The sequence below is a fragment of the Pseudomonas putida NBRC 14164 genome, from assembly GCF_000412675.1.
Taxonomy (GTDB): Bacteria; Pseudomonadota; Gammaproteobacteria; order Pseudomonadales; family Pseudomonadaceae; genus Aquipseudomonas; species Aquipseudomonas putida.
In genome coordinates this window covers 581,063-607,458 of sequence record NC_021505.1, presented here as the reverse complement: position 1 = coordinate 607,458, position 26,396 = coordinate 581,063, and the positions used below count along the sequence as shown (strand labels likewise).

Here is a 26,396-nt window from a genome sequence, read left to right as displayed (position 1 = left end):
TACCTTGGCTGATCCGGTGTCTGTACTGGCCTCTTCGCGGGTGAACCCGCTCCCACAGGGTCCGCGGAGCGGGTTTACCCGCGAAGAAGGCAACTCGGTGTCCAGTGTAGACACTCAACCACTACCCGGCGCGAGCATCAGGTTGGGCGCCAGGCGATGGAAGCCCTCCTCGTCCAGGCGCATATCCAGCACCAGGCTGGCCAGGTCGTCGGCCAGCGGCTCGGCCGCCGCGTCGTTTTCCAGATAATTCTGCTTCAGGTACGTACTGCACCCCGGGCAGCACTCCGCTCGCAGCGGTGCCTTGCCCGGCGCATGGCGGTCATCTTCCAGGCTGGTGTAGCGCAAGTCCTTGCTCGACTCGCAGTACACACACTTGACCCGCACCACATGCCATTCACAGGCACACAGCGAACAGGCCAGATAGCGCAAGCCATTGTGCTTGCCGCGGTTACGCACCACCCCGGCCATTGCCGGCGAACCGCACGCCGGACACTGGGCCAGGCTACCGGCGGGTTTGAGCTCCGGCGCCGGCAGCGCCAGCAACCAACTGGACCAGGCCGCCTGCAACGCAGCGCCCAAAAACGGCACCAATGCCGCAGGCACCGCGTCGTACTGGCCCGCCAGCAAGGCGATGCCCCAGCCCTTGCGCTGATGGTCATCACTGCTGCGCAGCACCTGCAATGCTTCACCCAACGGGCCGCCTGTAGCGCCGCTGCAGTGCTCCAGCAAGGCCTGCAACCAGACAAGCCAAGGCCCTTCACGCACCAGGCTGTCGGCCGCCAGCGGCGGCAAGCCATGACTTATGCACAGGCGTTGACGCTCCTCGGCCACCGGCATACCACCGGGCGGGTTACCCAGAAGCTGCTGCTGGATGCGGCACAACTGCGCGATCAGCCGCAGATAGTCGCCAAGGGCATTGCCATCGGCCAGTTGCTCAAGGCGCGCAGCGCGCAGTTCGAACAGATTGGCGGGGGGCAGATGCAGGAACGGCGGCGCTACCGCCGATGCCTCGATCTGCCCAGGTTCAAGTATCGTGCTCAAGCGCTCATCCTTCTTTTCGTCCGTGATTGCCCGGCGTCTTGTCGCCGGTCACTTCGCGGTACCACAACGCATGGTGCTTGCGCGCCCAGGCACGGCTGACCCAGCCATGCAGCATGGCGCCGATCGAACCCTTGATCCAGATGCCGGCGTAGATGTGCACGATGATGCTGAGGATCAGCACGAAGCCCGCCAGTGCGTGGGCAAGCGATGCCAGGCGAATCGAGCCTATATCAAAGAAGTGACTGAAATAGGCCCGCCAGATCACCACGCCGCTGATCAACAACACCAGCATGCACAACAATAGCGTCCAGAACAGCAGCTTCTGCCCGGCGTTGTATTTACCAATGGGGGGCACGCCGTCTTCGCGGTTGACCATCACCCGATCAATGCGACGCAACCACAGGCGGTCGTTGGCGGTGATGAAGTTGGCGCGCCAGAAGCGGAACACCAGGCCGAGGAAAAACACGAACATCGCCACACCCATGAACGGGTGCAGGATGCGCGTCCACGGCCCACCGCCGAACAGATGGCTTAACCAGAACAGCGCCGGGTGAAACAGCGCCAGCCCGGAAAGCCCGGCCATGAAGAACAGGATGGCGACAATCCAGTGGTTGGTCCGCTCGTTGGCGTTGTAGCGCAGGATGGGTTTGTTGTCGTTCATGGCCGCTGCTCCCCTTGCCCACCGGGCTGCTTCGGATCGTAGACATGCACCGCCGGGTCTACCTGGTGCACGCTGTCATCGGGCGGCGCTGGGTGCTCGTCCTCCTCTACCCGCTGCGGGCCTACCCGCACGTAGTGGAAGAACCCGGCCAATACCGCCGCGCCCATGGCCAGCAGCGCCAGCGGTTTGGTGAAGCCCTTCCACAGCCCCACAAGCGGGCTGATCACCGGCTGGTCCGGCAGGCCGGCGTACAGCCTCGGCGTGTCGGCATGGTGCAGCACGTACATCACGTGGGTGCCACCGACGCCATCCGGGTCGTACAGCCCGGCCTTGTCGTAGCCCCGCGACTTCAGGTCGACGATGCGCTCGGCGGCGTGCACCTTCATCTCGTCCTTGCTGCCGAACACGATCGCCCCGGTCGGGCAGGTTTTCACGCAGGCCGGCTCCAGGCCCACGCTCACGCGGTCGGAACACAGCGTGCACTTGTACGCCTTGTGGTCCTTCTGCGAGATGCGCGGGATGTTGAACGGGCAGCCGGTAATGCAGTAACCGCAACCGATGCAGTGGTCCTGGTTGAAGTCGACGATGCCGTTGGCGTGCTTGATGATCGCCCCCGGGCTCGGGCAGGCCTTCAGGCAACCTGGGTCGGCGCAGTGCATGCAACCATCCTTGCGGATCAGCCACTCCAGGTTGCCGTCGTCGCGCTCGTGCTCGGTGAAGCGCATCAGTGTCCAGGTCTCGGCAGTGAGGTCCTGGGGGTTGTCGTAGGTGCCGTGGTTGTGGCCGACCTCGTCACGCAGTTCGTTCCACTCCGAACACGCCACCTGGCAGGCCTTGCAGCCGATGCACTTGGTGGTATCGATCAGCTTGGCGACTTCCTGCTGCTGGCGTACCGAAGGCGGTACGGTGGTGGTGGCCGAGCGGGCGATGATGTCTTGGCTGGCCATCAGAGTTTCTCCACTTTGACGAGGAACGACTTGGACTCTGGCGTCTGCGTGTTGCCGTCACCCAGGAATGGCACCAGCGTGTTGGTCAGGTAGCCATGCCGCGTTGCACCGGTGAAGCCCCAGTGCAATGGGATGCCGATCTGGTGCACGGTCTGGTTGTTGACCTGCAGCGGGCGAATCCGCTTGGTCACCACTGCCACCGCATCGATATGCCCGCGCTTGCTCGACACTCGCACCCGGTCGCCGGCCTTGATGCCTTTCTCATTGGCGAGTACCTCGCCGATCTCGACGAACTGCTCCGGCTGGGCAATGGCGTTGAGCCGGCAATGCTTGCTCCAGAAGTGGAAGTGCTCGGTGAGCCGGTAGGTGGTCGCCGCATAGGGGAACTCGTCGTGGGTGCCGAGGGTGTCCCACACCGAGTCGAAGATGCGCCCGGCCGGGTTGCTGACCACCTTCTTGTTCTGCGGGTGCAGCGGGTTGATGCCAATCGGCGTTTCGAATGGCTCGTAATGCTCGGGGAACGGGCCTTCGGCCATCTTGTCGATGGCGAAGAAGCGCGCCACGCCTTCAGGGTTCATGATGAACGGGTTCATACCCGCTTCCGGTGGCGAGTCGACCTTGAAGTCCGGCACGTCGGTGCCGGTCCAGGCCTTGCCGTTCCACCACACCAGGCGCTTTTTCTCCGGGTCCCACGGCTTGCCTTGCGGGTCGCTGGAGGCACGGTTGTAGAGGATGCGGCGGTTGGCCGGCCAGGCCCAGGCCCAGTTCTGCACCTGATGCATGCCGTAGGGGTCGCTGTTGTCACGACGGGCCATCTGGTTGCCCTGCTCGGTCCAGCTGCCGGCGAAGATCCAGCAGCCGGACGCGGTGCTGCCATCGTCCTTCAACTGCCCGAAGCCCGACAGCTGCTGGCCGGCTTTGAGCGTGGCGCCGGTGGCGTCGGTAAGGTCGGTGACTGCCCAGCCGTTCATCTCCTTGGCCAGCTCCTCCGGGGATGGCTCTTCAGGAATCCTGTACGGCCAGCTGATGTTCATGATCGCGTCAGGGTAGGCGCCGCCCTCGGCCTGGTAGCGTTGGCGCATGCGCAGGAACAGCTCGCTCATGATCTGCACGTCGGTACGGGTCTCACCCGGGCCGTCGGCCCCCTTCCAGTGCCATTGCAGCCAGCGGCTGCTGTTGACCAGCGAGCCATCCTCCTCGGCGAAGCAGGTGGTGGGCAGGCGGATCACTTCGGTCTGGATACTGGCCGTATCGACATCGTTGAATGGCCCGGCGTTGCGCCAGAACTCCGAGGTTTCGGTAGCCAGCGGGTCCATGATCACCAGCCACTTGAGCTTGCCCAATGCCGCAGTCACGCGGTTCTTGTCCGGCAGCGCAGCGATCGGGTTGAAGCCTTGGCACACGTAGCCGTTGACCTTGCCTTGGCTCATCATCTCGAACATGCGCAACACGTCATAGGCAGGCACGTCGAGCTTGGGCAGCCAGTCATAACCCCAGTTGTTTTCTGCCGTGGCGTTGGCGCCGTACCACGCCTTCATCAGGCTGACGTGGAACTTGCCGTAGTTCTGCCAGTACGACAGTTGCCCCGGGCGCAGCGGTTTGGATGCGCGCTTGTCGATGTAGGTGGCGTAGTCCTGCTCGGCATCCCCAGCCAGGGTCAGGTAACCCGGCAGCGAGTTCGACAGCAGGCCGAGGTCGGTCAGGCCCTGGATGTTGGAATGCCCGCGCAGTGCGTTGACCCCGCCACCTGGCATGCCGACGTTGCCCAGCAGCAGCTGGACCATGGCCGCGCTGCGGATGATCTGCGCACCGATGGAGTGTTGCGTCCAGCCCAGTGCATAGAGAATCGTCATGGTCTTGCCCGGTACCGAGCAGGTGGCGATCTCTTCCCAGACCTTCATCATGGCGTCCTGTGGCATGCCACAGATCATGCTCGCCAGCTCAGGGGTGTAGCGGCTGTAATGCTGCTTCATCAGCTGGAACACGCAACGCGGGTGCTGCAGGGTCGGGTCGACCTTGGCAAAACCGTCCTCGCCCAGCTCGTAACCCCAACCGGATTTGTCGGCGTACACGCGCTTGGCCTCGTCGTAGCCGCTGAACAGCCCGTCCTCGAAGCCATAGCTCTCTTTGACGATGAACGACACGTCGGTGTAGTTGCGCACGTATTCGTGCTGGATCTTGTCGGTGCTCAGCAGGTAATTGATCAGCCCGCCCATGAAGGCGATGTCGGTACCGGTGCGGATCGGCGCGTAGTAGTCCGCCACCGAAGCGGTACGGGTAAAGCGTGGGTCGACCACAATCAGCCGCGCCTTGTTGTGCGCCTTGGCCTCGGTCACCCATTTGAAGCCGCACGGATGCGCTTCTGCTGCGTTGCCACCCATCACCAGGACCAGATTCGCGTTGGCGATATCGGACCAGTGGTTGGTCATGGCGCCACGGCCGTACGTCGGGGCAAGACTTGCCACCGTCGGGCCATGTCAGACACGTGCCTGGTTATCGAACCCCAGCATGCCTGTTGCGCGGACGACCTTGTGGGTCAGGTAGCCAGCCTCGCTGGAGGCGGCGGAGGCAGCAAGAAAACCGGTGGTAAGCCAGCGGTTGACGGTTTGCCCCTGGGCGTTCTTCTCGATGAAGTTGGCGTCGCGGTCCTGCTTCATCAGGTCGGCGACGCGGTCGAGCGCCTCGTCCCAGCTGACCCGCACCCACTCCTTGCTACCCGGCTTGCGTACCTCGGGGTACTGCAGGCGGCTTGGGCTGTGGATAAAGTCCAGCAGGCCGGCGCCTTTCGGGCATAGGGTGCCGCGGTTGACCGGGTGGTCGGCGTCACCTTCGATATGGATGATGCTCTGTTTGACGTTCTTGCCCGCATCGCCCTGGCTGTACAGGATCAGGCCACAGCCGACCGAGCAGTAGGGGCAGGTGTTACGGGCTTCTTTGGTGTGCGCCAGCTTGAAGTGACGCACCTGCTCGGCGAAGGCCGGCGTCGGGGCCATGCCCAACGCCGCCAGGCTCGAGCCTCCAAGGCCAACTGCGGCGACCTTGAAGAATTGCCGACGGTTGAGGTCCATCGTGCACTCCTGATCAGTTTTCGGGCGCTCGGGGCGTTGCCGGCACCTCGGGTCATCACGGTGGCGGCAAAGTCATGCCGCCAACCGTTAAGACTAGTCAAGAATGCCGAAAGTGCGATTGATCCCGGTCAGCACAGCGGTAGATTGCGCGCCACGTTCAAGGCCGCACTGCTCTGCGCCACCGGCATGATTTCGAGCGTGTTGATGTTTACGTGTGGCGGCTGTTCGGCGATCCAGGCAACCGTGGCGGCAATGTCCTCGGGCAGGATTGCCTGCACATCACGGTACAACGCATCCACCGCATTCAGGTCGCCGTTCAGGCGTACCACCGAGAAATCGGTCCCGGAACACAGCCCAGGTTCGATGTTGCTGACCCGCACGCGGGTGCCTGCCAGATCGGCGCGCAGGTTCAGGCTGAACTGACGCACGAATGCCTTGCTTGCGCCATAAACATTACCGCCCGGGTAGGGGTAAGTGCCGGCAATCGAACCCATGTTGATGATCATGCCACTGTCGGCTTCGACCATCTGTGGCAACACCGCGTGGGTGACCATGGCCAGGCCGGTGATGTTTGTGTCGATCATGCGCTGCCAGTTCTCGGCGCTGCAGGCCGGAGCCCGCTCGATACCCAGCGCCAGACCTGCGTTGTTGACCAGCACATTGATGCTCGACGCAGCTTCGTTGATCTGCGCAACTGCTGCGCTGATCGACTGCCCATCAGTCACATCCAGCGCCAGTGGAATGAAGTTGTCGCCAAGCTCATGCTCCAGTGCCTGCAGCTTGTCCAGGCGGCGGGCGCCACCGATCACACGGTAGCCCTTGGCAACCAAGGTGCGGCATATGGCTCGGCCAAAGCCTGAGGAGGCGCCAGTCACGAATGCAGTTTTCATCAGGTTTGTCTCCCAGAGGTATTGTCAGACCAGGTACTTCACGCCCAGGCTGGTGAACAGGCACAGCATGGAGAACACCAACACCTTGCGTACCACGTCGTTCCCTTTGCGCAGTGCCAGTGCACTGCCCATGTGATTGCCGAGGATGTTGCACGCCACCAGCGGCAACGCCAGCAGATAGACAACCTTGCCGGCCATGATGAATGCGACCAGCGCACCGATGTTGGAGGCGAAGTTGAAGGTCTTGGAGTTGGCCGAGCTGGAAACCAGGTCCATGCGCAGCAGGTAGTGAAAAGCGATGATGAACATGCTGCCGGTACCTGGGCCGAAGAAGCCGTCGTAAAAGCCGATGGCCAGACAGGTCAACGGCACGACGGTGTAGAGCATCCGCGCCGACAGCACTCGCTCCTCTATCGGGCGGTCCTTGGGAGTGAGGAAAATCAGAATGCCGAAAGGGATCAATGCCAGGATGATCTTGCCCACGGTTTCCTGAGAGATCGAGACAATCAGGTGCGCTCCCAGATAGGCGCCGAGCAGTGAGAAAGGTACGCCAACCAGTGCCACCTGCCAGACCATCTTGCTGTTGGCCAGGAAGTTGCGGATGGCAGCCAGCGTACCCAGCGTACTTACCAGTTTCTCCTGCCCCAGCGCTACCTGAGGCGGCATGCCCACCAGCAAAAACCCTGGCACCAAAAACAACCCGCCGCCCCCGGCAATGCTGTCCACAAAGCCCGCGACAAAGGCAATGGCGCCCAGCAGCAGGATCGCCAGCAGCCAGTGTTCCGCCCAGTAAGCGCCTAACAGTTCCATAGCAGTAATTCCGTCGAAAAATGAAGAGAGATCAGGAGAGCACTTCGTAAAGGTGATCGGCCCGGGCAAAGCGCACCCGGTTCAGGTCGTTGACCGCGAACACCCGTAGCAGCCAACGGTCAGCACCGTCGTTCTGCGGCTCGAAACCATCGCGGGCATGCAGCACGCGCTGGTTCTTGAAGATCATGAAATCGCCTGGCAGCAGCAGGTGAGGCTCATCGAAACGCCGGGTTTCCAACAGAACGCGCAGGGTGGCCAAGGCCTGCTCGGCTCGCAGGTTCAGCCCGTGGGTGTTCTCGCTGTCGAAGCGGCACAGCCACTCGCCTGAATGGCCGCGCACCAGCACTGGCAACTCAGCGGTGCAACGGCGGTTACCGGTGAACGAATCAGGGCGGCGGATTTCGAACTGCGCTTCGCACAGTTCACGCACGGTGGCCAAGGGCAGCGACGCGATCACTGCGTCAAGGTTGACCAAGGTGGTACTGATACGCGGATCACAGCGCATGCCGAAGAACGACAGGTATTCCGGGCAGCAGGAAACACTACCCAGCGGCTCGGAGGACAATGGCAGGTCGGGATTGTCGACGTGATAGGAGAAGCGCAGCCGCGAGCCATGCGAACTCTTTTGGCTGGATGATGTACGGGCCGGGATTACATGGCGAAACAGACGCCCGTCATTTTCACCCTCGTAGACAACCGGGTTGATGCCCATCAGGTTCTGCATGGTCAGGCTGACCAGACAGGCAATCGGCGTGCTGCGCGGGCTGAGCACACCAGAGTAAGGGGTCGGAGGCACATCGCGATCGCGTGGGCAATTACGCACAATCATGCTGGTCAGTTGCGGATCCTCAACGAAACCCCGGATTTGCTGGCACAGTGCTTTACCCAGGACCTCTTGAGCCTGCTCCTTGAGTTGCGGGTAAAGCTCTTTGCTGGTTTCGAAATCGAGCGGCGTATTGCTCAGCAAGGTTTGCCAGGCGCTGGAGACAACCCAGGGCAGGCGGATTTCGAGTGAGGTCTGAGGCTCGGCTGCTTGTTGCAGGTGTGCGCTTTCCATTTCAGGTGCTATTCCATTGGCCATTCGGTGTCTTGCTATGCCGGGCAGACGCGGCAGTTTTTGAAACCGTTCACACTTGGGCTATACGAGCGCGAGGTGCCACTCCAGGCACCACCACATTGCATCGACTCAATCATTGTAATTACAAAAATAAGCTCGATTCAATTGTTTTAATTGGCCGATTGCCATCATCATTGAATCGACTTAATCAACTTATTGATTTCAAAAGATTTCTTTGAGCAGCGCTTTTAACGCGTGATCACGCGCGTGCGCACCGTGCCAAAGCGAGCCCGCAGTGATACGCGCCGATTCGCATCAATAGAGTTAATCCACACATCGGAAACGCGATTACCCCGATAAGAGCTTTCGTGCTAGGCTTCCGCGCTCTTGCAGATTCTGGTGCCATTTCCATGTGGGTTCCTCACTACAGCGACCTGGCGCAGCCGGTCTACCTGATGATTGCCGATGCTCTTGAACAGGACATTGGCAACGGCCGTCTGGCGCCAGGCGACCGCCTGCCAACACTCAAGGATCTCGCCGAGTCATTGCAGGTGACGCCTGGCACTATCGGACGCGCCTATGACGAAGCCGCCAAACGGGGTTTGGTGGTTGGCGAGGTTGGCCGGGGTACTTTCGTCCTGCAGCAACGGCCGGCGCCTGCGCCTGCCCCCACCGCACCTTTGCGGCCCGCAGCGCTCAAGCATGAAAGCGGCCAGATTGACCTTTCGATCATCAAGCCCAACGATGCGCACATGGCCGACTGGCTGCGCAGAGCAATTACCGAGCTGGCGTCATCCCCCGACCTTGACCAAGTGCTCGACTACGTTACTGACGGTGGCCATGCGACGCACAAGCAGGCTGGCGCTACCTGGATTCAGCGCTGGCTGCCCGACGCTCGCGCGCAACAGGTGGTGCTGACCTCCGGCGCTCAACATGGGCTGCTGGTGGCCATCAGCAGCTTGTCGAAAGGCGATGATGTGATCCTCTGCGAGTCGCTCTGCTACCCCGGCATCATTTCCCTTGCCCACAGCATGGGCCGCCGTTTGCGCGGGGTAGCCATGGACGAGCACGGTCTGATTCCCGAGTCCTTGCGGGCCGCCTGCCAGGAGCACCGCCCGTCGCTGCTGGTGTGTGTGACCACTCACCAGAACCCGACCAACTCGGTAATGCCGCACGCGCGTCGCGAGGCTATCGCGCAGATTGCCCGCGAGTTCGACCTGTTCATCGTGGATGACGATATCTACGGTTTCCTCGAACCGGCGCCTGACTACAAACCCTTGGCCGCCTATGCACCTGAGCGCTCGGTGTACCTGACCAGCCTGTCCAAGAGCGTGCTGCCGGCCCTGCGTATCGGCTACCTCTACGCGCCGCCACAAACGCTGTCACGGTTGTCGTCCATGGTGCGCAGCAGCGTCTGGATGCCCTCCCCGCTGATGGCTCAGTTGGCCAGCAACCTGATCAACAGCGGTACGGCCGATCAGCTGGTGCGGGAGCAGCAGGAAGAAGCCGCCGCACGGCAGCTTATGGCACAGGAAATCCTTGGCAGGTACAAGATTCGCAGCCAGCCCAACAGTTTCCATATTTGGCTGGAACTCCCTGAACCATGGACCAGCGATGAATTCGCCAACCTGGCGCGCAACAATGGCGTCACCGTGGTCAGCGGCAGCCAGTTTCTGCCTGAGCGCACACCCACCAGCTGTGGCGTGCGTATCGCCCTGATGACGCCAAGCCGCGCCGAACTCAGCTTTGCCTTGACCAAGCTCGCCAGCTTGCTGGATTCATCCGAACCACGGCTTTTCTACTAGCAATGAGCGAGGCCGACGGATGCTCTCGAATCCGCTGACACGCCGGCGGCATTGGCTTCAGTGGCGCAACGCCGAGTCCTCAACATGCAGCTTGCCCCGGCGGCGGGGCGCGGCGCCCGCTCAGTATCGGAGTGGGCGCGCATAAAAAAACCCAGGGTAATGCCCTGGGTTTTCGATGTAGCGGACGCGTGACCGCTCGAATCAGAACGGAATATCGTCATCGAAGCTGTCGAAGTCAGCGGCCGGCTGCGGTGCAGGCTGCTGGGGCGCTGGGCGCTGAGGGGCCTGTTGCGGACGCTGGGCCTGCTGGCGAGGCGGTGCCTGGTTGTACTGTTGCTGCTGGCCGCCACCCTGGTTGTAGTTGCCGCCACCCTGGTTGTACGGGTCGCCGCCTTGCTGCTGGCCTTGCGGACGGCCGCCAAGCAGCTGCATGGTGCCGTTGATGTCGACGATGATCTCGGTGGTGTAGCGCTTGATACCGTCTTTTTCCCACTCGCGGGTCTGCAGCTTGCCTTCGATGTAGCACTGCGAACCCTTGCGCAGGTACTCGCCGGCAATTTCGGCAACCTTGCCGAACAGCGACACACGGTGCCACTCGGTACGCTCGACCTTCTGGCCCGACTGTTTGTCGGTCCACTGCTCGCTGGTGGCCAGGCTCAGGTTGGTCACGGCGTTACCGTTGGGCAGGTAGCGGACTTCGGGATCCTGGCCACAGGTGCCGACCAGAATGACTTTGTTAACCCCACGGGCCATAACGTTCTCCTAGGCTTCGCACGCCGAAGAGGCCGGGTTAACCAGGCGCTCGAGGGTCGTACGGTCCAAAATTTTCGTATCCAGTTTGATATAGATGGCGGCTTCTTCAGCCACCACAACGGCGTCGGTCACACCCGGCACGGCCATCAGGCGCTCGGTCAGGCCGGCTTCCCGGACTGCCTCTGGCGTCAGCGGCATGCGCAGGCTGGTCACATAGGGCGGCTCGTTCATGCGAAGCGCGACGACCAGCCAGATGGCGCACAGTACCGCACAACCGAGGAACACCATGTTCAGCCCGCCGTGCTGGAACAACCAGCCACCGAGGATTCCTCCCAAGGCAGCGCCAAGGAACTGGCTGGTGGAATAAACCCCCATTGCCGTCCCCTTGCCACCGGCAGGCGACACCTTGCTGACCAGCGAAGGCAGCGAAGCCTCCAGCAGGTTGAATGCGGTAAAGAATACCACGGTGCCAATCACCAGTCCGCGCAAACCGTCAGCCCACTCCCAGAAGTATATCTCTGTCAGCAGCAGGACACTGACCGCACCGGCCAACACACGTTTCATCTTGCGCTTCTTTTCGCCGTAGATGATGAACGGGACCATTGCAAAAAATGAGATGAACAACGCGGTCAGGTACACCCACCAGTGTTGCTCTTTGGGCAGGCCCCCGCGCTCGACGAAGGCCAGTGGCAATGCGACGAAGCTGGCCATGAGAATGGCGTGCAGCACAAAAATGCCCACATCCAGGCGCAGAAGGTCCGGATGGCGCAGGGTCGGGCCGATGGCCTGGCGCGCTACACCCGACTCGCGGTGCTGCAGGATGCTGTGCGAGTTGGGCACGACAAACGCGACCAAGAGGATGCCGACCAGGGCAAGACCCGCCGTGGCCAGGAACAATCCTGACAAACCAAAGGCACTTGTCAGCAATGGGCCGACGACCATGGCGACCGCGAACGACAGGCCGATGCTCATGCCGATCATGGCCATGGCCTTGGTCCGGTGTTGCTCGCGAGTGAGGTCGGACAGCAGCGCCATGACTGCGGCAGAAATCGCCCCCGCGCCCTGCAGGATACGCCCGGCGATCACCCCCCAGATGGAATCGGCCTGGGCCGCCAGCACGCTGCCCAAGGCAAAGATCACCAGCCCCAGGTAAATCACCGGCCGACGGCCGATGCGGTCGGAAATCATGCCGAACGGGATCTGCAATACCGCCTGGGTCAGGCCATAGGCACCGATGGCCAGGCCGATCAGCGCTGGCGTGGCGCCGGCCAGGTCCATGCCGTAGGTGGCCAGCACCGGCAAGACCATGAACATGCCCAGCATACGAAAGGCAAAGACCAGGGCAAGGCCGCCAGCGGCGCGGGTTTCGCCGCCACTCATGCGCTCGTTGTGGGTGTCGTGCATGGATTAACCTCGTGTGAACCGGCGGCGATTCTATCAGTCCGACAGCTTGACGGCATCTACGCGACGCTTTGCCGCGTCATACTGGCGCGCCGTATACTTCCTTGTTTATGCCCGCCAAGCGAGGCCGCAGTGGACAAGATCCTGATTCGTGGGGCACGTACCCACAACCTGAAGAACATCGACCTGACCCTGCCCCGGGACAAGCTGATCGTGATCACCGGCCTGTCCGGTTCCGGCAAGTCGTCCCTGGCGTTCGATACCTTGTACGCCGAAGGCCAGCGCCGCTACGTGGAGTCGCTGTCGGCCTACGCCCGGCAGTTCCTGTCGATGATGGAAAAGCCCGACGTCGACACCATCGAAGGCCTGTCGCCGGCCATTTCCATCGAGCAGAAATCGACCTCGCACAACCCACGCTCCACGGTTGGCACCATCACCGAAATCTACGACTACCTGCGCCTGCTGTATGCCCGCGTCGGCACCCCTCGTTGCCCGGACCACGATATCCCGCTGGAGGCGCAAACGATCAGCCAGATGGTCGACCTGGTGCTGGAGCGCCCGGAAGGCAGCAAGCTGATGCTGCTGGCACCGGTGGTGCGCGAGCGCAAGGGTGAGCACCTGGCGGTGTTCGACGAGCTGCGCGCACAGGGCTTCGTCCGCGCACGGGTAAACGGCAAGCTTTACGAGCTTGATGAACTGCCGAAGCTGGACAAGCAGAAGAAGCACAGCATCGATGTGGTAGTGGACCGCTTCAAGGTCCGCGCCGACCTGCAGCAGCGCCTGGCCGAATCGTTCGAGACCGCACTCAAGCTGGCTGACGGCATCGCCCTGGTAGCGCCAATGGACGACGAAGAAGGCGAAGAGATGATTTTCTCCGCCCGCTTCGCCTGCCCGGTCTGCGGCCATGCCATCAGCGAGCTGGAACCGAAGCTCTTCTCCTTCAACAACCCGGCTGGCGCCTGCCCGACCTGTGATGGCCTGGGGGTCAAACAGTTCTTCGACACCAAGCGCCTGGTCAATGCCGAACTCACCTTGGCCGAAGGCGCGATCCGTGGCTGGGACCGGCGCAACGTGTACTATTTCCAGATGCTTGGCTCGCTGGCCGCGCATTACGGCTTCAGCCTGGAAGAACCGTTCGGCGAGCTGTCGGCCGAGCACCAGAAGGTCATCCTGCAAGGCAGTGGCAAGCAGACTGTCGACTTCAAGTACCTCAACGACCGTGGCGACATCGTCAAGCGCTCGCACCCGTTCGAAGGCATCGTGCCAAACCTTGAGCGCCGCTACCGCGAGACCGAATCGGCCACTGTGCGTGAAGAGCTGGCGAAGTTCCTCGGCACCCAGCCCTGCCCGGATTGCCGCGGCACCCGCCTGCGCCGCGAGGCGCGGCATGTATGGGTTGGCGAAAAGACCCTGCCGGCGGTGACCAACCTGCCGATCGGTGAAGCCAGCAACTATTTCGGCGAGCTGACCCTCACCGGCCGCCGCGGCGAGATTGCCTCAAAAATTCTCAAGGAAATTTGCGAACGCTTGCAGTTCCTGGTCAACGTCGGCCTCGACTACCTCACCCTCGACCGCAGCGCCGATACCCTGTCCGGTGGCGAAGCGCAGCGTATCCGCCTGGCCAGCCAGATCGGCGCCGGCCTGGTCGGGGTGATGTACATCCTCGATGAACCGTCCATCGGCCTTCATCAACGCGACAACGACCGCCTGCTGGCCACCCTCAACCACCTGCGCGACCTGGGTAACACGGTGATTGTGGTGGAGCATGACGAGGACGCCATTCGCCTGGCCGACTACGTGGTCGACATTGGCCCGGGTGCCGGGGTGCACGGCGGCCAGATCGTCGCCGAGGGCACGCCGCAGGAGGTCATGGACCACCCTGACTCGCTGACCGGCAAGTACCTGTCCGGGCGCAAGAAGATTGTCGTGCCAGCCAAGCGCACACCGCGCAACAAGAAGCTGCAGCTAAAGCTCAAAGGCGCGCGCGGCAACAACCTGCAGAACGTCGACCTGGAAGTCCCGATCGGGCTGCTGACCTGTGTAACCGGGGTATCCGGCTCGGGCAAGTCGACGCTGATCAACAACACCCTGTTCCCGCTGGCAGCCACTGCCCTCAATGGTGCAAGCACCCTGGAGGCGGCCCCGCACAGCAGCATGGACGGCTTGCAGCACCTGGACAAGGTGGTGGATATCGACCAGAGCCCGATCGGCCGCACCCCGCGCTCGAACCCGGCGACCTACACCGGCATCTTCACGCCGATCCGCGAGCTGTTCTCCGGCGTGCCGGAATCGCGCTCACGCGGCTACGGCCCTGGGCGCTTCTCGTTCAACGTCAAGGGCGGCCGCTGCGAGGCTTGCCAGGGGGACGGCCTGATCAAGGTGGAGATGCACTTCCTGCCAGACATCTACGTGCCGTGCGACGTGTGCAAGAGCAAGCGCTACAACCGCGAAACCCTGGAGATCAAGTACAAGGGCAAGAACATCCACGAGGTGCTGGAAATGACCATCGAGGATGCCCGCGAGTTCTTCGACGCGGTACCGGCGCTGGCGCGCAAGCTGCAAACGCTGATGGATGTGGGGCTTTCGTACATCAAGCTGGGGCAGTCGGCGACCACACTGTCTGGCGGTGAAGCGCAGCGGGTAAAGCTGTCACGCGAGCTATCCAAGCGCGATACCGGCAAGACCCTGTACATCCTCGATGAACCGACCACAGGCCTGCACTTTGCTGATATCCAGCAGCTGCTGGACGTCCTTCATCGCCTGCGCGACCACGGCAACACCGTGGTGGTGATCGAGCACAACCTGGATGTGATCAAGACCGCCGACTGGTTGGTAGACCTGGGGCCGGAGGGTGGCTCCAAAGGTGGCCAGATCATTGCCTGCGGTACACCTGAAGAGCTGAGCGGGATGAAACAATCGTATACCGGGCATTACCTGAAACCGCTGCTGGAGCGGGATCGGGCCTGAGTGTTGCGACTGCAATGAAAAAGCCCCTGGTACCGTTGGTGCCAGGGGCTTTTTTGAGTTGTGGATAACTTACATCTGCGACTGCAGGTAGTTTTCCAGGCCAATGGCCTTGATCAACCCTTGCTGCTTCTCCAGCCAGTAGGTGTGATCTTCTTCGGTATCCGCCAATTGCGCACGGAGGATGTCACGGCTCACGTAGTCCTTGTGCAGCTCACACAGCTCGATGCCTTTGCACAGGGCGCCACGCACTTTGTACTCGAGCTTGAGGTCAGCCTCGATCATCTCCGGCACGGTGCTGCCGACCTCAAGGTCGTCCGCACGCATGTCGGGGGTGCCTTCGAGCATGAGGATGCGACGCATCAGGGCATCGGCGTGCTGCGTCTCTTCTTCCATCTCGTGGTTGATGCGTTCGTAGAGCTTGGACAGGCCCCAGTCTTCGTACATGCGCGAATGAATGAAGTACTGGTCGCGTGCCGCCAGTTCGCCCTTCAGCAGCGTGACGAGGTAGTTGATTACATCTGGGTGGCCTTGCATCGCCCTGGTTCTCCATGTGAAAACGTCTATGCCACATAGTGTGAACCAGCTTTTGCCTGCGGTCACTGAAAAACCCGCAATCAGAAGCAAAAAATCGGTTAAACAGTAGTGATATTCATTGAAAAACCGCCCAAATGAGGGCGGTTCTGCTTATCACTTAGAGTCAGGCCAGGTTGATGCCCAACGCCTTGGCAATCCCTTCGCCATAGGCCGGGTCAGCCTTGAAGAAGTACTGCAACTGGCGCTGGATCACGTCTTCGCTGACACCTGCCATGGTGCCGGCAATGTTGCTGATCAGCAGTGCCTTCTGCTCATCGCTCATCAGGCGGAACAACGCGCCGGCGTGACTGAAGTAGTCGGTGTCCTCACGGTGATCGTAACGGTCTGCCGAACCGTTCAGGGCCAGCGCGGGTTCAGCATGGCGTGGCGACTGCTTCGGTGCCTCAGCGTAGCTGTTGGGCTCGTAGTTCGGTGCACTGCCGTAACTGCCAGTGGCCATGGAGCCGTCGCGCTGGTAGCTGTTGACTGCGCAGCGTGGGGCATTCACCGGCAAGTGCTGGTGGTTGGTGCCCACACGGTAGCGGTGTGCGTCTGCGTAAGCGAATACACGGCCCTGCAGCATGCGGTCCGGCGACAGGCCAACCCCTGGCACCATGTTGCTCGGCCCGAACGCAGCCTGCTCGACTTCGGCGAAGTAGTTGAGCGGATTACGGTTGAGCTCCAGCACGCCCACCTCTATCAACGGATAATCCTTCTGCGACCAGGTCTTGGTGACGTCGAAGGGGTTCTCGTCGCGGCTGGCTGCCTCGGCTTCGCTCATGACCTGAATGCATACGGTCCAACGCGGGTAGTCGCCACGTTCAATGGCTTCGAACAGGTCGCGCTGGGCGTAGTCCGGGTCAGTACCCGCCAGGCGTGCAGCATCTGCCGGCGCGAGGTTCTTGATACCTTGCTGGGTCTTGAAATGCCATTTGACCCAGGTACGCTCGCCCTTGGCGTTGATCAAGCTGTACGTGTGGCTGCCGAAGCCGTGCATATGGCGATAGCCGTCCGGAATACCACGGTCCGAGAACAGGATCGTGACCTGGTGCAGCGCCTCGGGCGAGTGCGACCAGAAATCCCACATCATCTGGGCGTTCTTCAGGTTGGATTGCGGATGGCGCTTCTGGGTGTGGATAAAGTCCGGAAACTTCAGCGGGTCGCGAATGAAGAACACTGGCGTGTTGTTACCCACGATGTCCCAGTTGCCTTCCTCGGTGTAGAACTTGACGGCAAAGCCACGAGGATCTCGCTCGGTATCTGCAGAGCCACGTTCACCGCCAACAGTGGAGAACCGCAGGAAGGTATCTGTTTGCTTGCCGATCTGCTCAAACAGCTTTGCGCTGGTGTAGTGGGTTATATCGCGGTTGACGGTAAAGGTGCCATAGGCGCCCGAGCCTTTGGCGTGTACGCGGCGCTCAGGAATGTTCTCGCGGTTGAAATGTGCGAGCTTCTCGATCAGGTGGAAGTCGTCGAGCAACAGCGGGCCACGCGGGCCGGCGGAACGGGAGTTCTGGTTGTCGGCTACTGGTGCACCGCTGGCGGTGGTAAGAATCTTGCTCATGGGCTCTCCTTATCGGTCTTCAAGCGCCGGCTAATCGGCTTGGAGAGAGTATTGACGAGCAAGGTCACAGGGACAAATTCATTACATGACTTGTATCAATAGAAATTAACAATACAGGCAGACACAAAAAACCGGGCACTAGGCCCGGTTTTTTGTAGCAGACAGAACGTCTTACTCAGCAGCTTCTACAGCACCGCCGACCGGACGATCAACCAGCTCGACGTACGCCATAGGCGCGTTGTCGCCAGCGCGGAAACCGCACTTCAGGATGCGCAGGTAGCCGCCCTGACGGGTGGCGTAGCGCTTGCCCAGGTCGTTGAACAGTTTGCCAACAGCGGACTTCGAACGGGTACGGTCGAAGGCCAGACGACGGTTAGCAACGCTGTCTTCCTTGGCCAAGGTGATCAGCGGCTCGGCAACGCGGCGCAGTTCCTTGGCTTTCGGCAGGGTGGTTTTGATCAGCTCGTGCTCGATCAGCGACACTGCCATGTTCTGGAACATAGCCTTGCGGTGAGAGCTGGTACGGCTCAGGTGACGTCCACTTTTACGATGACGCATGATTCATTCCTTACCAAACACTACGTTCGGTGATTACGACGATCAGGCGGTCGCCTTGTCGTCTTTCTTAAGACTTGCAGGCGGCCAGTTGTCGAGGCGCATGCCGAGAGACAGACCACGAGAGGCCAGGACGTCCTTGATTTCAGTCAGGGACTTCTTGCCCAGGTTAGGAGTCTTCAACAGCTCTACTTCGGTACGCTGAATCAGGTCGCCGATGTAGTAGATGTTCTCCGCCTTGAGGCAGTTGGCCGAACGTACAGTCAGTTCCAGGTCGTCAACCGGACGCAGCAGGATCGGATCGATCTCGTCTTCCTGCTCGACTACGACGGGCTCACTGTCACCTTTGAGGTCGACGAACGCGGCCAACTGCTGTTGCAGGATGGTCGCAGCGCGGCGGATAACCTCTTCAGGATCCAGGGTACCGTTGGTTTCCAGATCAATGACCAGCTTGTCCAAGTTGGTACGCTGTTCAACACGGGCGTTTTCGACCACATAGGCGATACGACGCACCGGGCTGAACGAAGCGTCCAACTGCAGACGGCCAATGCTACGGCTTTCGTCTTCGTCGGTTTGACGGGAGTCAGCCGGCTCGTAACCGCGACCACGAGCTACAGTGAGCTTCATGTTCAGGGCGCCGTTCGACGCCAGGTTCGCGATTACGTGATCGGGGTTGACGATCTCGACATCGTGATCCAGCTGAATATCGGCAGCGGTAACCACCCCCGAACCCTTTTTCGACAAGGTCAGCGTAACTTCGTCACGACCGTGCAGTTTGATAGCCAGGCCTTTCAGGTTCAACAGGATTTCAATTACGTCTTCCTGTACACCTTCGATCGCGGAGTACTCGTGGAGTACGCCATCGATCTCGGCCTCGACTACTGCACAGCCAGGCATGGAGGACAACAGGATGCGGCGCAGCGCGTTGCCCAGGGTATGGCCGAAACCACGCTCGAGAGGCTCGAGCGTAATCTTGGCGCGGGTCGGACTGACTACCTGCACATCAATGTGGCGGGGAGTCAGGAACTCATTTACCGAAATCTGCATGGATGCACCTATTTTCTAGCCCTTACTTGGAGTAGAGCTCGACAATCAGGTTTTCGTTGATGTCGGCAGACAGGTCGCTGCGAGCAGGAACGTTCTTGAAAACGCCCGACTTTTTAGCAGCATCCACGTCAACCCACTCAACGCGGCCACGCTGGGCGCACAGTTCAAGGGCTTGAACAATGCGCAGCTGGGCCAGCGACTTCTCGCGGACCGCGACCACGTCACCCGGACGAACTTGGTAGGATGGAATGTTTACAGTCTTACCGTTGACGCTGATCGCTTTGTGCGAAACCAGCTGACGGGATTCGGAACGAGTCGAACCGAAGCCCATACGGTAGACGACGTTATCCAGACGGCACTCGAGCAGTTGCAGCAGGTTCTCACCGGTTGCGCCTTTTTTCGAGGCTGCAGCTTGGTAGTAACCGCGGAACTGACGCTCCAGAACACCGTAGATACGACGGACTTTTTGTTTCTCGCGCAGCTGGGTACCGTAGTCGGACTGACGGCCACGGCGCTGGCCGTGGATACCTGGGGCTGCTTCGATGTTGCACTTCGATTCCAGAGCGCGAACGCCGCTCTTCAGGAACAGATCGGTGCCTTCACGACGAGACAGTTTGCATTTTGGACCAATGTAACGTGCCATTCTTCTGTCTCCTGATTACACGCGACGCTTCTTCGGCGGACGGCACCCGTTATGCGGGATTGGCGTCACGTCGGTGATGCTGGCGATCTTGTAGCCGCAGCTGTTCAGTGCACGAACGGCGGATTCACGACCCGGACCTGGACCCTTGACGTTGACGTCGAGGTTCTTCAGGCCGTATTCCAGCGCAGCTTGACCAGCACGTTCAGCAGCAATCTGGGCTGCGAACGGAGTGGATTTGCGCGAACCACGGAAACCCGAACCACCGGAGGTCGCCCAGGACAAAGCATTGCCCTGACGGTCGGTGATGGTCACGATGGTGTTGTTGAAAGAAGCGTGGATGTGGGCGATGCCATCAACCACTGTCTTTTTGACTTTCTTACGAGGACGAGCAGCAGGTTTTGCCATGTCTATATTCCTGGGCGGTTACTTGCGGATCGGCTTACGCGGGCCCTTACGGGTGCGTGCGTTGGTCTTGGTGCGCTGACCGCGAACCGGCAGACCTTTACGATGACGCAGGCCGCGGTAGCAACCCAGGTCCATCAAGCGCTTGATCTTCATGTTGATGTCACGACGCAGGTCACCTTCGGTGGTGAACTTCGCAACTTCGCCACGCAGGGTTTCGATTTGCTCGTCGCTCAGATCCTTGATCTTAGCGGCTGGGTTTACACCAGCGTCTGCACAAATCTTCTGTGCAGTTGTGCGACCGACACCATAGATGTAGGTCAGCGAGATAACAGTATGCTTGTTATCTGGAATGTTGACGCCTGCAATACGGGCCATTCAGTGGGACTCCAATTGACAGCTACCTACGCCCCGGAAGCCAAGAAATAGGGCGCGAGATAATATCGCTGTAGAAACGAATAATCAACCCAGCAGCACACTAGCTGCTGGGTTTGAAGCGCAGATCACACTCAGCCTTGGCGCTGTTTGTGACGCGGTTCCGCGCTGCAGATCACTCGAACGACGCCTTCGCGACGGATGATCTTGCAGTTACGGCACAGCTTTTTCACCGATGCACGAACTTTCATTACCGACTCCTCGAACCTTAGGGGCGTATCAGCGCAGCAAACCGCTGCCGCCGTAGCCTTTCAGGTTGGCTTTCTTCATCAGGGATTCGTACTGGTGCGAAACGAGGTGCGATTGTACTTGGGACATGAAGTCCATCACAACCACTACCACAATCAGCAACGAGGTCCCGCCAAGGTAGAACGGCACATTTGCTGCCACCACCAGGAACTGGGGCAGAAGGCAGACGGCCATCATGTAAAGAGCACCGAACATGGTCAAACGAGTCAGAACGCCATCAATGTAGCGCGCAGACTGCTCACCAGGACGGATACCCGGAATAAAGGCACCGGACTTCTTCAGGTTTTCCGCTACGTCTTTCGGATTGAACATCAACGCTGTGTAGAAGAAGCAGAAGAAAATGATCCCTGCACTAAACAGCAAAATGTTCAACGGCTGACCAGGAGCGATCGACTGCGAGATGTCCTGCAGCCAGCCCATACCTTCGGACTGACCGAACCAGGCACCCAGCGAAGCCGGGAACAGCAAAATGCTGCTCGCGAAAATGGCCGGGATAACCCCTGCCATGTTCACTTTCAGCGGCAAGTGGCTGGTCTGCGCAGCAAAGACCTTACGGCCCTGCTGACGCTTGGCGTAGTGAACGGCGATACGACGCTGACCACGCTCAATGAACACCACAAAACCGATAATCGCTACTGCCAGCAAACCGATTGCGACCAGGGCGAAAATGTTGATATCGCCTGTGCGTGCAGACTCGAAAGACTGCCCGATTGCTCTCGGAAGACCGGCAACGATACCTGCGAAGATCAACATCGAGATACCGTTGCCCACACCGCGCTCGGTGATCTGCTCGCCCAGCCACATCATGAACATCGCGCCTGCCACGAAAGTGGAGACGGCAACGACATGGAAGCCCAGGCCCGCAGAAAACGCCACGCCCTGGTTGGCCAGGCCAATGGACATGCCAATGGCTTGAACCAGTGCCAGGATAACGGTGCCGTAGCGGGTGTACTGGCTGATCTTGCGACGGCCAGCTTCACCTTCCTTCTTCAACTGCTCCAGTTGCGGGCTGACCGCCGTCATCAGCTGCATGATGATCGATGCCGAAATGTACGGCATGATCCCCAGTGCAAAGATGCTCATGCGCTCAAGCGCGCCACCGGAAAACATGTTGAACAAGCTAAGAATGGTCCCCTCATTCTGCCGAAACAGATCCGCCAGACGGTCCGGATTGATGCCAGGAACCGGGATATGCGCACCTATCCGATAGACGATGATCGCCATGAACAGAAAGCGCAGACGAGCCCAGAGTTCCGACATCCCGCCCTTACCGAGCGAAGAGAGAGCACCTTGCTTAGCCATTTATTCCTCGAATTTGCCGCCAGCTGCTTCGATAGCCGCACGCGCACCCTTGGTGGCTGCGATGCCCTTGATGGTGACTGCGCGAGTAACTTCGCCAGACAGCATGATTTTCACACGCTGAATGTGCTGGTTGATCACGTTGGCATCCTTCAAGGATTGCACGGAGATCACGTCGCCTTCCACTTTGGCCAGCTCGGACAGACGCACTTCTGCGCGGTCCATGGCTTTCAGGGAAACGAAGCCGAATTTCGGCAGACGACGGTGCAGCGGCTGTTGACCGCCTTCGAAGCCCGGAGCGATCGAACCACCCGAACGGGAGGTCTGACCTTTGTGGCCACGGCCGCCGGTCTTACCCAGACCGCTACCGATACCACGACCCGGACGATGCTTCTCGCGACGGGAACCCGGCGCTGGACTCAGATCATTGAGTTTCATCGATTAACCCTCGACGCGCAGCATGTAGTAAGCCTTGTTGATCATCCCGCGATTCTCGGGAGTATCCAGGACTTCTACAGTGTGACCGATGCGACGCAGACCCAGGCCCTTAACACACAGTTTGTGGTTAGGCAGACGGCCCGAGACGCTCTTGATCAGCGTTACTTTTACGGTTGCCATGATCAGAAGATCTCCTCGACGCTCTTGCCGCGCTTGGCAGCAATGGATTCAGGAGATTGCATGGCTTTCAGACCCTTGAAAGTGGCGTAAACCACGTTCACTGGGTTGGTCGAACCGTAGCACTTGGCCAGAACGTTCTGAACACCAGCAACTTCCAGGACAGCACGCATTGCGCCACCAGCGATGATACCGGTACCTTCCGAGGCAGGCTGCATGTAAACCTTCGAGGCGCCGTGGGCAGCCTTGGTGGCGTACTGCAGGGTGGTGCCCTTCAGGTCTACCTGGATCATGTTGCGGCGAGCAGCTTCCATGGCTTTCTGAATCGCAGCAGGTACTTCGCGCGATTTGCCACGGCCGAAGCCGACACGACCTTTACCATCACCAACCACGGTCAACGCGGTGAAGGTGAAGATACGGCCGCCTTTTACGGTCTTGGCAACGCGGTTAACCTGAACCAGCTTCTCGATGTAGCCTTCGTCGCGCTTTTGATCGTTATTTGCCATAACTTAGAACTCCAGCCCGCCTTCACGAGCAGCATCAGCCAGCGCTTTGACGCGGCCATGGTACTTGAAGCCGGAACGGTCAAAGGCAACTTGAGATACACCGGCGGCTTTCGCACGCTCAGCTACCAGCTTGCCAACCTTAGTGGCCGCGTCGATGTTGCCAGTGGCGCCATCACGCAGGTCTTTGTCCAAGGTCGAGGCGCTTGCCAGAACCTTGCTGCCGTCGGCCGAAATGACCTGGGCGTAGATGTGCTGCGAGGAGCGGAACACGCACAGGCGCACGACTTCGAGTTCGTGCATCTTGAGACGTGCTTTGCGAGCGCGACGCAGTCGAATAACTTTTTTGTCGGTCATTTACTAGGCCCTACTTCTTCTTGGCTTCTTTACGACGGACTACTTCGTCCGCGTAACGCACACCTTTGCCTTTGTAAGGCTCTGGCGGACGGAAGTCGCGGATTTCAGCGGCCACCTGACCTACCAGCTGCTTGTCGATACCCTTGATCAGGATGTCGGTCTGGCTAGGCGTTTCAGCGGTGATACCGGCTGGCAGTTCGTAGTCCACTGGGTGAGAGAAGCCCAGGGCCAGGTTCAGGACGGTGCCTTTAGCCTGTGCCTTGTAACCAACACCGACCAGCTGGAGCTTACGCTCGAAGCCTTGGCTTACGCCCTGGACCATGTTGTTAACCAGAGCGCGGGTGGTACCGGCCATGGCACGAGCTTGCTGGTCACCATTGCGAGCGACGAAACGCAGCTCACCAGACTCTTCGGTAACTTCAACAGACGAGTGAACGTTCAGTTCGAGAGTGCCCTTGGCACCCTTCACCGAAAGCTGCTGACCTGCGAATTTGACTTCGACACCGGACGGCAGCTTAACGGGGTTCTTAGCGACGCGAGACATGTCTATCCCCCCTTAGAACACTGTGCACAGAACTTCGCCGCCGACACCGGCAGCGCGCGCAGCGCGATCAGTCATCACACCTTTGTTGGTGGAGACAATAGACACGCCCAGACCGCCACGTACTTTCGGCAGATCGGTGACGGCCTTGTACTGGCGCAGGCCTGGACGGCTGGAGCGCTTCAGTTCCTCGATGACCGGACGGCCTTCGAAGTACTTCAGTTCGATCGACAGGGAAGGCTTGGCTTCACCAGTTACCTGGTAGCCAGCGATGTAACCTTCGTCCTTCAGAACTTTGGCAACCGCGACCTTCAGGGTAGAAGAAGGCATGCTTACGACGGACTTTTCAGCCATCTGGGCATTACGGATGCGAGTTAGCATGTCCGCTAACGGGTCCTGCATACTCATGGGCTAGATGCTCCTGATACAAGAATTATTAGCCTTGCGGCTATGACAACCACCTGAGCGGATTCGGTAAAAAACCCAGGCTCGGGTGAGCCGGTCATTCTAGACACAAGGCAGAAACGAAACAAGCCCCATATAGGGGCTTGTTTCTTGGCGAGGTCACCGGCGGTCGGAAGATTGCTCCCCTTCCACCGGGATCACACCGACAGCGATTACCAGGAGGCCTTGACCAGACCTGGTACGTCGCCGCGCATTGCAGCTTGACGCAGCATGTTACGGCCCAGGCCGAACTTACGGTATACACCGTGAGGACGACCGGTCAGGCGGCAACGGTTGCGCAGGCGCGAGGCGCTAGCGTCACGTGGCTGCTTCTGCAGAGCGACAACGGCAGCGAAACGCTCTTCTGGAGAGGCATTAACGTTGACGATGGTCGCTTTCAGCTCAGCACGCTTCTTAGCGAACTTGGCTACCGTCAGCTGACGCTTCAGCTCACGGTTTTTCATGCTCTTCTTGGCCATTTTCCTACTCCAATCAGTTGCGGAACGGGAACTTGAAAGCACGCAGCAGAGCGCGGCCTTCGTCGTCCGAACGAGCAGTGGTGGTCAGGGTGATGTCCAAACCGCGCAGAGCATCGATCTTGTCGTAATCGATTTCCGGGAAGATGATCTGCTCTTTCACGCCCATGCTGTAGTTGCCACGGCCATCGAAGGACTTGGCATTCAGGCCGCGGAAGTCGCGAACCCGAGGCAGGGAGATCGCCAGCAGGCGGTCCAGGAATTCGTACATCTTGTCGCTACGCAGGGTCACCTTGACACCGATCGGCCACCCTTCGCGGACTTTGAAGCCAGCGATGGATTTGCGAGCGAAAGTCACGACCGGCTTTTGACCGGTGATCTTTTCCAGGTCAGCTACTGCGTGCTCGATGACTTTCTTGTCGCCGATCGCTTCGCCCAGACCCATGTTCAGGGTGATTTTGGTAACGCGCGGAACTTCCATCACGTTCGACAGCTTAAGTTCTTCCTTAAGCTTAGGAGCGATTTCGTTCCGGTAAATCTCTTTCAGTCGTGCCATGGTCTTCTACCTAGCAGTGTTCAAGCATCAACCGCTTTTTGGGTCGACTTGAAGACACGAATTTTCTTACCGTCTTCTACTTTGAAACCAACGCGGTCAGCCTTGTTGGTTTCGCCGTTGAAGATGGCAACGTTGGAAGCGTGCAGAGGCGCTTCTTTCTCGACGATACCGCCCTGAACGCCCGCCATCGGGTTAGGCTTGGTATGACGCTTGACCAGGTTCACACCACCGATGACCAGACGGTCATCAGCGAGAACCTTCAGCACCTTACCGCGCTTACCTTTGTCTTTGCCGGCGATCACGATGATCTCGTCGTCACGACGAATCTTTTGCATGTCGGATCTCCTTACAGCACTTCAGGGGCGAGCGAGACGATCTTCATGAACTTCTCAGTACGAAGTTCACGGGTCACTGGCCCGAAGATGCGAGTGCCGATCGGCTCTTGCTTGTTGTTCAGCAGAACAGCAGCGTTGCCGTCGAAACGAATGATGGAACCGTCAGCGCGACGAACACCGTGACGGGTGCGCACGACAACAGCGGTCATCACTTGGCCTTTTTTGACCTTACCGCGCGGAATTGCTTCCTTGACAGTAACCTTGATGATGTCACCGATGCCGGCGTAACGACGGTGCGAGCCGCCGAGCACCTTGATGCACATGACGCGACGAGCGCCGCTGTTATCGGCCACATCGAGCATGGATTGAGTCTGAATCATAAAATTTCTCCGACCCCTAGCC

General features: G+C 59.9%; 30 protein-coding genes. 2 read left to right on the top strand and 28 right to left on the bottom strand.

The annotated features are described in order from the left end of the window. Window positions 1–114 precede the first annotated feature (114 nt). The 7 genes from fdhE to PP4_RS02670 form a co-directional block, all read right to left on the bottom strand. Entirely contained in the window at window positions 115–1,041 is a 927-nt protein-coding gene (gene fdhE, locus PP4_RS02705) for a formate dehydrogenase accessory protein FdhE (RefSeq protein WP_016497756.1), read from the bottom strand. Between the two features lie 4 nt (window positions 1,042–1,045). Next, entirely contained in the window at window positions 1,046–1,702 is a 657-nt protein-coding gene (locus PP4_RS02700; protein WP_016497755.1) for a formate dehydrogenase subunit gamma, read from the bottom strand. Beyond that, a complete protein-coding gene (fdxH, locus tag PP4_RS02695) occupies window positions 1,699–2,649 on the bottom strand; it encodes a formate dehydrogenase subunit beta (RefSeq protein ID WP_016497754.1) in 951 nt (316 codons plus the stop codon). The genes PP4_RS02700 and fdxH overlap by 4 nt, the downstream gene beginning before the upstream one ends. Then, the gene (gene fdnG, locus PP4_RS02690) at window positions 2,649–5,717 is read right to left on the bottom strand and encodes a formate dehydrogenase-N subunit alpha (RefSeq protein WP_016497753.1); all 3,069 of its coding nucleotides are present in this window, start codon (window positions 5,715–5,717) and stop codon (window positions 2,649–2,651) included. Before fdnG ends, fdxH begins: the two co-directional genes overlap by 1 nt. A gap of 128 nt (window positions 5,718–5,845) precedes the next feature. Further along, window positions 5,846–6,607 carry an SDR family NAD(P)-dependent oxidoreductase gene (locus tag PP4_RS02680; RefSeq protein WP_016497752.1) on the bottom strand — a complete coding sequence of 254 codons (762 nt, stop codon included), beginning with the start codon at window positions 6,605–6,607 and terminating at the stop codon, window positions 5,846–5,848. Between the two features lie 24 nt (window positions 6,608–6,631). After that, window positions 6,632–7,417 (bottom strand): sulfite exporter TauE/SafE family protein, encoded by a 786-nt coding sequence (locus PP4_RS02675; RefSeq protein WP_016484669.1) that lies wholly within the window; start codon window positions 7,415–7,417, stop codon window positions 6,632–6,634. Window positions 7,418–7,448: 31 nt separating this feature from the next. Next, entirely contained in the window at window positions 7,449–8,474 is a 1,026-nt protein-coding gene (locus PP4_RS02670; RefSeq protein ID WP_016497751.1) for a TauD/TfdA family dioxygenase, read from the bottom strand. A gap of 410 nt (window positions 8,475–8,884) precedes the next feature. On the opposite strand from PP4_RS02670, the gene PP4_RS02665 reads away from it, so the two are divergent. Then, complete coding sequence (locus tag PP4_RS02665) at window positions 8,885–10,279, top strand: aminotransferase-like domain-containing protein (protein ID WP_041167519.1); 1,395 nt, start codon at window positions 8,885–8,887, stop codon at window positions 10,277–10,279. Between the two features lie 201 nt (window positions 10,280–10,480). Here the strand turns inward: PP4_RS02665 and PP4_RS02660 are convergent, their stop codons facing one another. Both PP4_RS02660 and PP4_RS02655 read right to left on the bottom strand, forming a co-directional pair. Continuing rightward, on the bottom strand, window positions 10,481–11,032 hold the full coding sequence (locus PP4_RS02660; protein WP_016497749.1) for a single-stranded DNA-binding protein: 552 nt from the start codon (window positions 11,030–11,032) through the stop codon (window positions 10,481–10,483). Between the two features lie 9 nt (window positions 11,033–11,041). Further along, window positions 11,042–12,436: an MFS transporter gene (locus tag PP4_RS02655; RefSeq protein ID WP_016497748.1), complete on the bottom strand. Its 1,395-nt coding sequence runs from the start codon at window positions 12,434–12,436 to the stop codon at window positions 11,042–11,044. A gap of 129 nt (window positions 12,437–12,565) precedes the next feature. On the opposite strand from PP4_RS02655, the gene uvrA reads away from it, so the two are divergent. Then, entirely contained in the window at window positions 12,566–15,400 is a 2,835-nt protein-coding gene (gene uvrA / locus PP4_RS02650) for an excinuclease ABC subunit UvrA (RefSeq protein WP_016497747.1), read from the top strand. Between the two features lie 69 nt (window positions 15,401–15,469). On the opposite strand, the gene bfr is transcribed toward uvrA, so the two are convergent. The 19 genes from bfr to rplN form a co-directional block, all read right to left on the bottom strand. Next, on the bottom strand, window positions 15,470–15,934 hold the full coding sequence (bfr, locus tag PP4_RS02645; protein WP_003255449.1) for a bacterioferritin: 465 nt from the start codon (window positions 15,932–15,934) through the stop codon (window positions 15,470–15,472). Window positions 15,935–16,097: 163 nt separating this feature from the next. Then, entirely contained in the window at window positions 16,098–17,537 is a 1,440-nt protein-coding gene (locus PP4_RS02640; RefSeq protein WP_016497746.1) for a catalase, read from the bottom strand. 171 nt (window positions 17,538–17,708) lie between these two features. After that, on the bottom strand, window positions 17,709–18,095 hold the full coding sequence (gene rplQ, locus PP4_RS02635) for a 50S ribosomal protein L17 (protein ID WP_003255451.1): 387 nt from the start codon (window positions 18,093–18,095) through the stop codon (window positions 17,709–17,711). A gap of 42 nt (window positions 18,096–18,137) precedes the next feature. After that, window positions 18,138–19,139, bottom strand: a complete 1,002-nt coding sequence (locus tag PP4_RS02630; RefSeq protein ID WP_016497745.1) for a DNA-directed RNA polymerase subunit alpha — start codon at window positions 19,137–19,139, stop codon at window positions 18,138–18,140. A gap of 22 nt (window positions 19,140–19,161) precedes the next feature. Beyond that, entirely contained in the window at window positions 19,162–19,782 is a 621-nt protein-coding gene (rpsD, locus tag PP4_RS02625) for a 30S ribosomal protein S4 (RefSeq protein WP_012270238.1), read from the bottom strand. 15 nt (window positions 19,783–19,797) lie between these two features. Next, on the bottom strand, window positions 19,798–20,187 hold the full coding sequence (gene rpsK, locus PP4_RS02620) for a 30S ribosomal protein S11 (protein WP_003255454.1): 390 nt from the start codon (window positions 20,185–20,187) through the stop codon (window positions 19,798–19,800). Between the two features lie 18 nt (window positions 20,188–20,205). Then, window positions 20,206–20,562, bottom strand: a complete 357-nt coding sequence (rpsM, locus tag PP4_RS02615; RefSeq protein ID WP_003255457.1) for a 30S ribosomal protein S13 — start codon at window positions 20,560–20,562, stop codon at window positions 20,206–20,208. Window positions 20,563–20,693: 131 nt separating this feature from the next. Continuing rightward, complete coding sequence (gene rpmJ / locus PP4_RS02610; protein WP_002555468.1) at window positions 20,694–20,810, bottom strand: 50S ribosomal protein L36; 117 nt, start codon at window positions 20,808–20,810, stop codon at window positions 20,694–20,696. A gap of 28 nt (window positions 20,811–20,838) precedes the next feature. Next, on the bottom strand, window positions 20,839–22,170 hold the full coding sequence (gene secY / locus PP4_RS02605; protein ID WP_003255459.1) for a preprotein translocase subunit SecY: 1,332 nt from the start codon (window positions 22,168–22,170) through the stop codon (window positions 20,839–20,841). Then, window positions 22,171–22,605 carry a 50S ribosomal protein L15 gene (gene rplO, locus PP4_RS02600; protein ID WP_003255461.1) on the bottom strand — a complete coding sequence of 145 codons (435 nt, stop codon included), beginning with the start codon at window positions 22,603–22,605 and terminating at the stop codon, window positions 22,171–22,173. Window positions 22,606–22,608: 3 nt separating this feature from the next. After that, complete coding sequence (rpmD, locus tag PP4_RS02595) at window positions 22,609–22,785, bottom strand: 50S ribosomal protein L30 (RefSeq protein ID WP_016497744.1); 177 nt, start codon at window positions 22,783–22,785, stop codon at window positions 22,609–22,611. A 2-nt stretch (window positions 22,786–22,787) separates the two neighbouring features. Next, window positions 22,788–23,288, bottom strand: coding sequence for a 30S ribosomal protein S5 (gene rpsE / locus PP4_RS02590; protein ID WP_003255465.1), 501 nt, complete (start codon window positions 23,286–23,288; stop codon window positions 22,788–22,790). Window positions 23,289–23,291: 3 nt separating this feature from the next. Next, entirely contained in the window at window positions 23,292–23,642 is a 351-nt protein-coding gene (gene rplR, locus PP4_RS02585; RefSeq protein ID WP_003255467.1) for a 50S ribosomal protein L18, read from the bottom strand. 10 nt (window positions 23,643–23,652) lie between these two features. After that, a complete protein-coding gene (gene rplF, locus PP4_RS02580; protein ID WP_003255469.1) occupies window positions 23,653–24,186 on the bottom strand; it encodes a 50S ribosomal protein L6 in 534 nt (177 codons plus the stop codon). Window positions 24,187–24,198: 12 nt separating this feature from the next. Beyond that, window positions 24,199–24,591 carry a 30S ribosomal protein S8 gene (gene rpsH, locus PP4_RS02575; RefSeq protein WP_003255471.1) on the bottom strand — a complete coding sequence of 131 codons (393 nt, stop codon included), beginning with the start codon at window positions 24,589–24,591 and terminating at the stop codon, window positions 24,199–24,201. Between the two features lie 209 nt (window positions 24,592–24,800). Beyond that, window positions 24,801–25,106, bottom strand: coding sequence for a 30S ribosomal protein S14 (rpsN, locus tag PP4_RS02570; RefSeq protein ID WP_009681970.1), 306 nt, complete (start codon window positions 25,104–25,106; stop codon window positions 24,801–24,803). A gap of 13 nt (window positions 25,107–25,119) precedes the next feature. Further along, window positions 25,120–25,659: a 50S ribosomal protein L5 gene (rplE, locus tag PP4_RS02565; protein WP_003255474.1), complete on the bottom strand. Its 540-nt coding sequence runs from the start codon at window positions 25,657–25,659 to the stop codon at window positions 25,120–25,122. Between the two features lie 20 nt (window positions 25,660–25,679). After that, the gene (gene rplX / locus PP4_RS02560) at window positions 25,680–25,994 is read right to left on the bottom strand and encodes a 50S ribosomal protein L24 (RefSeq protein ID WP_003255476.1); all 315 of its coding nucleotides are present in this window, start codon (window positions 25,992–25,994) and stop codon (window positions 25,680–25,682) included. Window positions 25,995–26,005: 11 nt separating this feature from the next. Then, complete coding sequence (gene rplN, locus PP4_RS02555; RefSeq protein ID WP_002555479.1) at window positions 26,006–26,374, bottom strand: 50S ribosomal protein L14; 369 nt, start codon at window positions 26,372–26,374, stop codon at window positions 26,006–26,008. Window positions 26,375–26,396: the final 22 nt, after the last annotated feature.